Raw genomic sequence first — 11,934 nt, 5'->3', positions numbered from 1 at the left:
AGTGGTATATTCTGCATCCCTATGCGGAAACCATCGGAGCCGGCTGGCCCATCGGCATTCTGGTCGGCGGCCTTGCAGCCGCCGGACTGCTGGCTCTCTTCAAAGTCCGCAGCCGGCCACTCTCCCGAATCGCGGGAATTGCCGGACTGCTCGTCCTGCTGCTCGGCCCGCTCTACTGGTCGCTGACGCCGATTGCCTACGGCCTGAACAGCATGATTCCGGCTGCGGGTCCCGATAGCCGGAGCGGCATGGGCGGAGGGATGAACAGAGTCATCGGCGGCGGCTCCGGTGATGATGGTATGACGGGCGTGCCGGGCGGAGCCGACGCCCAGAGCGGAGCGAGTGTCCAGAGCGGCGCAGCTCAGGACGGTGCAAATCAGGACGATGCAAACGCCCAGAATGGCACGGGCGCCCCAAGCGATGACAGCGCACGGGACAGCCGTTCCGGCGAAGTTCAATTCGGGTTCGGCGGCAATGGGAGCGAGAGTGTCAACGAATCGCTGGTCGCTTATCTGAAAGAGCATAATACGGGCGAGGAATATTTGTTCGCCGCCATGAATTACAGCACAGGCGGACCGTATATCATCGAAGGCAACAAGGTCGTCATCCTTAACGGCTTCTCCGGTTCGGATGTGGTGTACACGACCGAAACTCTTCAGGCGCTTGTCGGGAGCGGCAAGGTGAAATACTTCTACATTTCCGGCGGCGGAGGCATGGGCGGCGGACGCGAGGGGAACTCGGAGTTAACGGCGTGGATCACCGGGCATGGCACGGAAATACCGTCTTCGGAATGGCAGGGTGCGAGCAGCGGGACCAGCGGGACATTGTACGAGGTCACGTTGAACTGACCGCCGAGGGTCTTGGGTTATATCAAGCGGGGCGCTGCATGGGACATTGTCGACGCGCCCGCCATCCTATTTTTAATAAGGAGGAGCTGCTAATGAGTTCCAACGTGCGCTATTCCGTGATTATCCCGATGTACAACGAGGAAGCGGTCATTCAGGAGACCTACCGGCGGATCAAGAAAGTGATGGGAACGACAGAGGAGAAGTATGAGCTGATTTTCGTCAATGACGGCAGCGTCGACAGCTGCGCCCAGATGATCGAGGAGTACAGCTATTGGGACGAGAGCGTGAAGCTGATCGACCTGTCCCGCAACTTCGGGCACCAGGTGGCCATTACCGCAGGCATGGACTACGCGCTGGGCGATGCCGTTATCATTATCGACGCCGATTTGCAGGACCCGCCGGAGCTGATTCTGCAGATGATCGAGGAATGGAAGAGCGGCTATGAGGTCGTATATGCCAAGCGCGTGAAGCGAAACGGCGAATCCCTGTTCAAAAAATGGACCGCAAGCCTGTTCTACAGGGTGCTGGCGTATTCGACCGACATCAACATCCCGGTGGATACAGGGGATTTCCGCCTGATCGACCGGAAGGTATGCGACGAGCTGAAGCGTCTGCCGGAGAAAAACCGGTTCGTTCGCGGACTGGTCAGCTGGGTGGGCTTCCGCCAGAAGGCCATCGAATACGAACGTGACGAGCGGCTCGCGGGAGAGACAAAATATCCGCTGAAGCGGATGGTCAAGCTGTCGCTGGACGGCATCACCTCTTTTTCATACAAGCCGTTGAAGCTGGCCGGATACCTGGGCGCGCTGCTGTCGGCGTCGGGCTTTCTGTATCTGCTGTACGTGCTGTATCTTGCGATTTTTACAGATTCGGCGGTTAAGGGCTGGGCTTCCGTCATCGGGATTACCCTGACCTTCAACGGCTTCGTGCTGCTGATGCTTGGCATTATGGGTGAATATGTCGGCCGGATCTACGACGAGTCCAAGGGTCGTCCGCTGTATATCGTGCAGGAGGTATATCAGGGAAAAAAACAGCAGCAGCCGATTGGTCTAAAAACGGCTCAGTATGAGTCGAACTAACGTTTTAGCCAATTCGGGAGGATACTGCTTATATTGTTTGAACCGTTCCTTCGGGGGAGCGGTTTTTTTGTTTTCCAATTATATCTACCCATTGCATTGTATCTCTTGCTTTATAATAGACCGTGTCGGAAACCACAGAAAGGAACATCCATATCATGAAAAGCAGCATTCGTAACCGCTTATTGGTCATGCTTCTCGTATTTATTATCGTCCCCTATTTCATTTCGGTATTGGCCATCTATCTTCATACTAAACAAAAGGTAGAGCAGCACGAATATCGGATCAGCGAGATCCAGCTTCAAAAGGGTTGTGAAGAGTTAGGACAATATTTTCAGGATATGGTCAATTTACCGTATATTTTATATCTTAATCCCGGGTTATTCCGGATATTCGAAAGTGGCTTTGATAAAGAAATTTACTCGAATCAGCTTGAAGTAGATAAATGGTTTCAAGCCTTTTATCTGATGCGCAGAGAAATTCATCAAGTTCGGTTTTTTATGGTGGAGGATGGGGATTCTTTTACCGTTTACGATGCCAAGGTGAGCGCCCGTATGAAGCGGCCTGATTTATCAGAAAGTCCTCCCATTCAGAAGTTGATTCAATCCGGCTCCAATTTTTTGATTGAACCGCCGCATTTGATCCGGAATTATAATGGATCTGCCGTGATGCCAATGTCGGATCGGACGCTGGTGATGACGATTCATCATAAAATCAAAAATATACTCTCCAACGAATTTTTAGGTGTTGTCACTATGGATATCGACTTAAGCCGCCTTTCCACCATTTGTAGCCGTTTTTTGAAGGAAGGTGAATTGGTTATCCTTACGGATGGGAATGGAGCTGTCGTCTATTCAACCGATCAAACGCTGATAGGTAACAAGTGGAGGCCTGGCTCCGGCTTGTCTCTCACGAGTGGAAGATCAGGCGATATTACGATGTCCAAACCGCTTCCGGGTGAATTTGGGGATTGGCATTTGATCAAGGTGACTTCGAGCGGCAACTTATACCGCGATGTGCGGCAAACGGCGTATATCAGTGCCTTTTTTGGTGTAGGTGTTGTTATTTTGGGACTTATTATGGTCCATTTTATTTCAAATAAGATCACTCGACCTATTCAATTATTAAGTAAGAAAGTCCGAAAAATTGAAGGGGGGCATACGAATATATGGTTTAATGATACCGGCCGGGATGAAATCGGTCATTTGGAGAGGCATATTAAGGAAATGATGGAACGAATCAACTTGTATATTGATAGGGAATATCGGCTCGAACTCGAGAACAAAACGAACCAATACCGGGCGATTCAATCGCAAATCAATCCGCATTTTCTACATAATGCTCTGCAATCCATCGGTGCGGTTGCCCTTCGTTCTCAAACTCCGCAAATTTATCAATTGGTGACTTCCTTGTCGAAAATGATGCGGTATACGATCCGAATGGATAATTGGGCTTCGATACGCAGTGAAGTGGATTACGTGAAAGCATACTTGGATCTGCAAAAAGAACGTTTTCGGGTGGAATTACGCCACTCCATCTCTATAGAAGAGTCGATAATGGATATGTCGGTCCCGGTCATGATCTTACAGCCGCTCGTTGAGAACTTCTTCAAGCATTGTTTTGAGGAAGGGTATTACGGTTCGCATCTCAGCATTCGGGGATGGCTTGATGACGTAGATGTGAAACTGGTTGTTGAAAATGATGGACCTGGCTTGTCCCTCGAAGAGTTGAATGAACTGAGAAGGATATTACACTCAGTCGGCCATGACGCAGCATCGCCTAATAACCGGATTGGTCTGAAGAATATACATGATCGTTTAATCTTGAACTACGGTTCCCGCGGAGGCCTGGAGGTGGATTCAAACCCCGGAGGAGGATTTACCGTCCTTATTACGATTCCAACCCAATCAAAGGAGGACGATAATCATGAAAGCTCTTATTGTAGATGATGAATTCAATGTGCGTGATGTGATTCGGTATTTGGGGCAATGGGACCAACTGGGCGTGACGGAAATATGGGAAGCCGACAACGGGGAAGAGGCTCAGATCATTATTGAAAGGGAGCGGCCCGAAATCATATTTGCCGATATCAAAATGCCCAAAGTCACCGGAACCCAGCTTTTGGAGTGGCTGGACCAGCGAGCTTATCCGGGAAAAGTGATTATCGTTTCGGGGTATGATGACTATTCCTATATGCGTAAAGCCATCCAATGCTCCAGCTATGATTATTTACTGAAGCCGGTTGAAGAAGACGTATTAAATACGGTCTTGGAGGGTGCCATTTCTGCCTGGAACAGTGAGGAAGCCGAACGGCGAAGCGACTCTGCCGTTGTCCAAGAAACCGAAAGGCTGCACAGGAACCGGTTAATTACGGCGGCCTGTGAAGGAGGCCCTTGGAATGAGGAGGACCTGGCGAGGTACCTTCCGAAAGCCGATGCCTACGATCTTACCTTGCTGTATTTTTACCATTCTCACAGCGCCGATACTTACATTAATCGGCTCGCCGAGGAGATGACGGCACAGGAGTGGGGCAACGCGTTTGTCCTTCAAAACGACGATTGCACCGGTCTGTTGATCAGTCCGCGAGGCAGCAAGTTCCCGGTAGAGCAGTGGATTTCCAACCAGTTTGATATTCCCGTACGATTAGCCGGCGGCGATCCGTTAACGTCCTTAAACGAGCTTCCGAATGCTTACCAATCAGCCAAAAAAGCGATGGAGCTGCAGAATTTCAGGACGATTCATCGTCTAAGCGATTTGGATGACGCGCGGCGAATGAATGACATCGTCGCCTATTTGGAGGAGCATTACACGGAGGAGCTTTCTTTGGATAAATTGGCCAATCGTTTTTTTCTAAGCCGGGAGCATATTTGCCGCCGATTTAAACAAGAGCAGGGGATCAACCTGTCCAATTATGTAATCCAATTAAGGATTGAACAAGCTAGACGGTGGCTTAGTCAAACGGAAGAAAGAATGTACTCGATTGCAGTGAACCTGGGGTATCAGAATGAAAAGTATTTTTCAAAATTATTCAAGAAAGAAGTGGGCATGACTCCGGCCAGGTACCGCAGCCTTTACGGAAAACAAAATAAAAAGAAGGGAGGGGAGATTGGTGAACAACGTTACGAAAATAATGTTGACAGCGGTGATGGTCATATCGCTTGCGGCGTGCGGGGAAAGGAATGAGGAAGGCCAAACCGGTCAACAACAAGTTCACAAGATCGTTCTGAGCGTATTAAATCCCAAGGTGGAGATTGCCTCCCAGTTTGAGCGGCTGGTCAAAGAATACGAGAGGGAACACCCTGAAGTGGATATTCACATTCGGACGGTCGGCGGGGGCGCTGATGACCGCGCAATGCTGATGACCCAATTTGCCGGCGGGAAAGGTCCCGATATTTATACAAACGGCGGATATGAGGAAGCCAGACTGTGGAAAGATTACCTGGAGGATTTGTCTGATCAGCCTTGGGTCCAACATGCGTATAAACATGCATTAGAACCGATGGAAATGGACGGCAAGATCTACGGCATGCCGATGAATGTGGAGGGCTACGGCTTTATTTACAATAAAGATTTGATAGCGAAAGCGGGTATCAAGGAAACACCGAGAACACTAAGTGAATTAAAGGATGTGTCGGAAAAGCTTAAGGCCATGAATATTACTCCTTTCTCGATCGGGTATGCGGAAAAATGGCTCCTTGGCGTATTCATGTTAAACATCGCATTTGCGCATCAGGACAACCCTGATGCTTTTATTAAGGGATTGACAGACGGAACGCAAAAGTTTAAAGGAAATGAACCATTTATAGGAATGCTCCGATTGCTTGATCTAACCGTACAATATGGCAGCAAGAATTCGCTGACCATAGATTACAATACGGCAGTCACCGGATTTGCAAAGGGTAAAACAGCGATGATCCTGCAAGGAAACTGGGTACAGCCGATGTTGGACAAAATCTCACCGAACATGAATATAGGATTCTTCCCAATGCCGATCAGCGACGATGCGGCGAAAAACGATGCACTCGCAATCGGAGTTCCCAACAATTGGGTCGTAAATAAAAAAACAACCGCTGTGAAGAAAACGGAGGCTAAAAAGTTCTTAAACTGGATGGTTTCTTCGGAACAAGGCAAAAGATTTATGACCGAACAATTTAAGTTTGTTCCCGCCTTTTCCAATATAGAGATCAAAAATTCAGGTCCGCTTGCCGCTGATATTATCCAATATGTAAAGGAAGGCAAAACATTATCATGGAACTGGTTCAAATATCCTGCCGGAGTGAGCGATGAGTTTGGACCTGCCATGCAAGCTTATATCAATAAACAAATGAACAGGGATGAGCTTCTGCAGGAATTCCAGAAATCATGGAACAGATATTCGGAAAAATAAGTTGAAATGGGCTGAGAATCAACAAATTCTTAAGCCTTTTTTATTTGTAAAATAACACCATTTCAAGCATGAAGTTGGATTCCCTTATCCAAGACCTATATTTATATTGATGCAGCTTCACTTGTTCGCATAGAGGTTAAAAGCCTTGATTTCGCATTCATATTGGCCCTTTTACCGGATGATTTGTGATGTCCATTTAGAGGGCAATATCAATTTAGATACGTCCCGCCGCTCCTGTACCCGGCGTTGACTATTTGAGTCCTTGTCGCTATTGCTCGAAATCCGCTCGTTAACCTAACATGGAAATGAAATCCGGAAGAGGATTAGCCTTTAGCGGAGAGGAGGAAGTACAGAAGAGGGCAAGGCAAGATGAATTTATCGACAAGGAGAGAGAAACCGAATGAAACGAAAAAAAACGAAGAAGAAAGCAATACCATTGCTGCTCGCAACTGCTGTTCTACTTTCAGGCAATGCCGTTTCACAGTTCTATCTCGCTCAACCTGTATTTGCGGACGATATGGTTTTCCCGGTAGAAGCATTTAGACCGACCGATGACAGGCCTCTTGACCAAAATCATCTGCAGCAACCGATGACAGTGCAAAGCTTCGATCAACTGGATAATGGCGTAAAGCTTAATTTGGGCGCACAAGAGGCTTACATACGGATGCTTACATCCGATATGGCCAAAGTGTCCCTCTTGAACAAAGGCGACAAAGAATATACCTCTGTGGGGATCGCCAAGACGGATTGGTCCGCTCCCAAGTTCAAAGTAAAGGAAGACGACAAGAGAATCGTCATTACTACCGACAGTTTAACCGTAGACATCAAGAAAAGCCCGTTTGGAATCAAATATATGGATAAAGACGGCAACGTCATTAACGAGGACGGGGATCAAGGGATCGGTTACGAAAACGGGAAGCCTTACGTGTTCAAAAAGACCGATAACAACGAGAATTTCTACGGATTAGGCGAGAAAACCGACGGCTTGAACAAACGGGGCAAGGAAGAGGGCATTTGGCATCAGGACCCGTTCCCGTATGAGTCGAAATACATTTACCAATCGGTTCCGTTCTTTATCGGTTTGAAGGACAAAAAGGCGTACGGCATTTTATTCGACAATACGTATCGCACTTACTACAACTTCGCGAAGGAAAGCGATGATTACTATTACTTCTACGCCGACGGCGGCAAACTGACCTACTATTTCTTCAATGGACCGCAGATCAAGGATGTCGTTGATCGCTATACCGATTTGACCGGCAAAATCCCGCTGCCGCCTGAATGGTCTTTGGGCTTCCATCAATCCAGCTGGGCGTATTCTCAAAACGACATGGAAGAAGTAGCCGCAGGGTATCGCGAAAAGAAAATTCCGGCGGATGGATTGTTTTTTGACATCGAATATATGGACGACTATAAAGCCTTTACATGGGGGAAAAAAGTTCCCGATCCTGCAGGGCTGGGCAAACGTATGGAAGAGCAGGGTTTCCATCAAGTGAATATTTTCGATCCGGCGATTAGGGCCTTGCCGGGCTACAGTGTTTATGATGAAGGGACCGCGAAGGATCTCTGGGTTAAAAACCCCGATGGCACCAACTTCCTTGGCAAGCTTTGGCCCTGGGACCCTTCGGCTCCGCCTTCTTCCGTGTATCCGAACTTCCTGAAGAAGGAAGCCCGCGACTGGTGGTCCATGCAGTACAAGCCGTTTTTTGACACAGGCATAGACGGTATTTGGAACGACGTGAACGAACCGGTCAGTTTTATAGCCAAAGATCACTGGACGCTGCCGCTTGATGCTGTCTTTGAAGATGACAACGGCGTCCAGCATACACATGAAGAGATTCACAATACGTATGCGCATATGGAGGAGGAAGCCTCTTACAACGCATTCAAATACCTCAAACCGAATGTCCGTCCGTTTGTATTGACACGTGCCGGATATACGGGCACGCAGCGTTACGCCGCAACCTGGACTGGTGATAACCACAGCACTTGGGAACATCTCAGAATGTCGATTCCGATGAATGCGAATGTCGGATTGGCCGGTCACCCGTTCGTCGGCAATGACATCGGCGGATTCACCAAAAATAAACAGTTGGGCGAAATCTGCACACCGGAACTGTTCGCACGCTGGGTTGAGCTTGGCGCTTTCCTTCCGTTCTCTCGGGACCACTACAATAATGACGGCGACAGCCCGTCGGTTAAGCAAAACATTAATAGACAGGAGCCGTGGCAGTTCGGCAAGGAAGTTGAGGATATCAGCCGTAAGTATATTTCCATGCGTTACGAATTGATGCCTTACCTGCAAAACGCGTTCAAACAAGCGCATGAAACCGGGAATCTGATTCAGCAGCCGCTCGTGTTCCAGTTCCAGGATGACCCGAACACCTACAACAATGAAGATCAATTCATGTTCGGGGATTCTCTGATGATTGCGCCGGTTGTGGAGAAGGGCGCAACGTCCCGCAGCGTGTACTTGCCTGCCGGCGTAAAATGGGTCGACTACTGGACCGGCGAAGAATTTGAGGGCGGTCAAACGATCACCAAACAAGCCGATCTCGGAACGCTTCCGCTCTACGTGAAGCAAGGCTCGATCATCCCGCGCCGCGAAGTCCAGCAGTATGCCGGCGAGAAAAAGCTGACGAATCTGATTCTCGACACCTATCTTAATGATAAAGCTTCCTACAGCTACTATCAGGACGATGCAACTACAGAGGATTACACAAGAGGCGAATTCAACGTAACCGACTTCCATGTGGAGAACAAAGGCAACCACGTCGAGTTCGAACAGGACAAACAAGTTCAGAATTACGCATCCGACATCCAGTCGTACACGCTGAAGCTTCATAACGCTGGGGAGCCGAAGAAAGTACAAGCCGCGAGCAACAAGTATGCCAAAGCAGGCAGTATGGAAGAACTGAATGGGCAAGAAAGAGCATACTACTTCGATGCGAATGAACATGTGCTGTATGTCAAAATCCCGGTAAGCGAGAAACAGAAAGTGAAGATTCAAACTGCGGACACTCAAGCGAATGCCGGAGGTGAATAAACCTAATGAAGCCGAAAAGGAAATGGGTGCCATTAATTTTAGCAGGTACAGTCCTTCTCTCAGGCAATGCTCTTTCACAGCTTTATTCTCCCCAAACCGCCTATGCGGAGGTCCAGCAGCCTGCTCCCGATACGCCGCTCGATAAAAATAAACTGCAGCAGCCGATGGCGGTGCAAAGCGTCGAGAAACTGGACAATGGCGTAAAGCTTGATTTGGGCGCAGAGGAAGCTTATATCCGTTTGCTCACTTCCGATATGGCCAAGGTGTCGATCTTAAACAAAGGTGAGGAAGAGTTTGTCTCCCCGGGGATCGCTAAGACGGATTGGGGAACTCCCAAATTCAGAGTGAAGGAAGACGACAAGAGAATCGTCATCACTACCGACAGCTTGACGGTAGATATTAATAAAAGCCCGTTTGGAATCAAATACCTCGATAAAAGCGGGAACGTGATTAATGAAGACGACATTAAAGGGTCCGGTTATGAAGACGAAAAGCCATATGTGTTCAAAAAAACGGACAAGACCGAAAACTTTTACGGCTTCGGCGAGCAAACCGGTGGTCTGAACAAACGCGGCTACGATATCGGCATGTGGAATACGGACGCATACTCCTATACGAAAGACACGAAATATGTGTATGCAACCATTCCATTTTTTATCGGTTTGAAGGGCCAAAAGGCGTATGGTCTCTTCTTCGATAACACCTACCGTGCTCATTTCAACATGGCTAAGGAAAGCGACGATTACTATTATTATTACGCTGATGGCGGAAAGCTGACCTATTATTTTATCAATGGTCCGGAAATTAAAGATGTTGTTGACCGGTATACCGATTTGACCGGCAAGATCAATCTGCCGCCTGAATGGTCTCTCGGTTTCCAGCAAAGCAAATGGGGGTATTGGCAGGATGACATTGTCAGGGTGGCCAAAACCTTCCGTGAAAAGCAAATCCCCGCGGATGCGATGTACGCGGACATCGATTATATGAATGACTACCGCGTATTTACCTGGGGACCGAAGTATTCCGATCCGGACAAGCTGAAGGCAGATATGGATAACCTGAATTTCAAATATGTTACGATCAACGATCCGGGTGTCAAAGTTGACGAAAGTTTCGATACTTATCAGGAAGGAACCAAGAACAACTTCTGGGTTAAACATGCCGACGGCAGCCCCTATGTCGGTTATGTATGGCCAGGCGACTCTGTTTTCCCGAACTTCCTGAGAACCGATGTCCGCGACTGGTGGGCTCAAAAACACAAAGCGCTGTTTGACAAAGGCGTATCCGGCATTTGGAATGACATGAACGAACCGGCCGTATTTGGCGGTCCGGGATGGTCCATGCCGCTGGATACCGTCTATGAGGCCGATGACGGAAGTAAGAAGCAGAACAAAGAGATTCATAATATTTTTGGCCATCTGGAAAATGAAGCGACGTACAAAGGATTCAAAGTGAACAAGCCGAACGTTCGCCCGTTCGTGCTTACACGGTCTGCGTATGCGGGAACCCAGCGTTACGCCGCCATCTGGACCGGGGATAATACCAGCAACTGGGATCATCTCCGCATGACAATTCCGATGAACTCGAATCTCGGATTGTCCGGCGCAGCGTTTGTCGGCAACGACATCGGCGGTTTTGCAAAACCGACTTCGCAGGACGTGCCGACGCCGGAACTGTTTGCACGCTGGATTGAGGTCGGCGCTTTCGTACCGTTCTCCCGCGACCATTACAGCTGGGATAAGGAGCAGGAGCCGTGGGCATTCGGCAAGGAAGTCGAGGACATCAGCCGGAAATACATTTCCTTGCGCTACGAATTGCTGCCTTACCTGTACAACCAGTTCAAACGTGCGCAGGAAAGCGGACAGCCTGTACAGCAGCCGCTCGTCTATCATTTTCAGCATGATCCAAATACCTATAACAACGATGATCAGTACATGTTTGGCGATTCACTCATGATCGCGCCTGTAGTGAATCAAGGAGCAACGTCCCGCAGCGTGTATTTGCCCGCTGGCACCAAATGGGTCGACTACTGGACAGGTGAAGAGTTTGAGGGCGGCCAAACCATCACGAAACAAGCCGATCTCGGCACGCTTCCGATCTATGTGAAACAGGACTCGATCATTCCGCGCCGCGAAGTTCAGCAGTACACCGGCGAGAAAAAGCTGACAAATCTGATTCTTGACACTTACCTTGCAGGCCAAGCTTCCTACAGCTTCTATGAAGACGATGCAAATACGGAGGATTACACGAGAGGCGAATTCAACGTTACCGACTTCCGTGTGGAGCAGAAAGGAAACCACATCGAATTCGAGCAGGACAAACAGACGCAAAACTACGATTCTGACATCCAGTCCTACACGCTGAAGCTGCATGATGCCAAAGAGCCGAACAAAGTTCAGGCGGCTGAGAACAAATACGGAAAAGCAAGCAGCCTTGACGAACTGAACCAGCAAGAAAGCGGCTATTACTTCGATGCGGCAGCGAAAGTCCTGTACGTTAAAATTCCCGCAAACGAAAGCCACAAAGTGAAAATCGATTAATCGTATAATATCAAATGAAAAACGGGTTGGAGACATT

Annotated in this window: 7 protein-coding genes; all 7 read left to right on the top strand. The window is 48.7% G+C overall.

The window, feature by feature from the left end; translation table 11 throughout:
• On the top strand, positions 1-848 hold an 848-nt coding region (locus L692_RS33335), incomplete at its 5' end, for a mannosyltransferase YkcB-related protein (RefSeq protein WP_025702931.1).
• A 92-nt stretch (positions 849-940) separates the two neighbouring features.
• The gene (locus L692_RS0126585; protein WP_025702930.1) at positions 941-1,927 is read left to right on the top strand and encodes a glycosyltransferase family 2 protein; all 987 of its coding nucleotides are present in this window, start codon (positions 941-943) and stop codon (positions 1,925-1,927) included.
• A gap of 155 nt (positions 1,928-2,082) precedes the next feature.
• The gene (locus L692_RS0126580) at positions 2,083-3,873 is read left to right on the top strand and encodes a cache domain-containing sensor histidine kinase (protein ID WP_025702928.1); all 1,791 of its coding nucleotides are present in this window, start codon (positions 2,083-2,085) and stop codon (positions 3,871-3,873) included.
• Positions 3,851-5,107 (top strand): response regulator, encoded by a 1,257-nt coding sequence (locus L692_RS0126575; RefSeq protein ID WP_025702926.1) that lies wholly within the window; start codon positions 3,851-3,853, stop codon positions 5,105-5,107. The genes L692_RS0126580 and L692_RS0126575 overlap by 23 nt, the downstream gene beginning before the upstream one ends.
• Entirely contained in the window at positions 5,055-6,311 is a 1,257-nt protein-coding gene (locus L692_RS0126570; protein WP_051503597.1) for an ABC transporter substrate-binding protein, read from the top strand. Before L692_RS0126575 ends, L692_RS0126570 begins: the two co-directional genes overlap by 53 nt.
• A gap of 400 nt (positions 6,312-6,711) precedes the next feature.
• On the top strand, positions 6,712-9,357 hold the full coding sequence (locus tag L692_RS0126565) for a glycoside hydrolase family 31 protein (RefSeq protein WP_025702923.1): 2,646 nt from the start codon (positions 6,712-6,714) through the stop codon (positions 9,355-9,357).
• Between the two features lie 5 nt (positions 9,358-9,362).
• On the top strand, positions 9,363-11,897 hold the full coding sequence (locus L692_RS0126560) for a glycoside hydrolase family 31 protein (RefSeq protein ID WP_025702922.1): 2,535 nt from the start codon (positions 9,363-9,365) through the stop codon (positions 11,895-11,897).
• Positions 11,898-11,934 lie beyond the last annotated feature (37 nt).

This window comes from Paenibacillus forsythiae T98, assembly GCF_000520735.1.
Classification (GTDB): domain Bacteria; phylum Bacillota; class Bacilli; order Paenibacillales; family Paenibacillaceae; genus Paenibacillus_AQ; species Paenibacillus_AQ forsythiae.
This window is presented reverse-complemented; position numbering and strand designations above follow the sequence as displayed.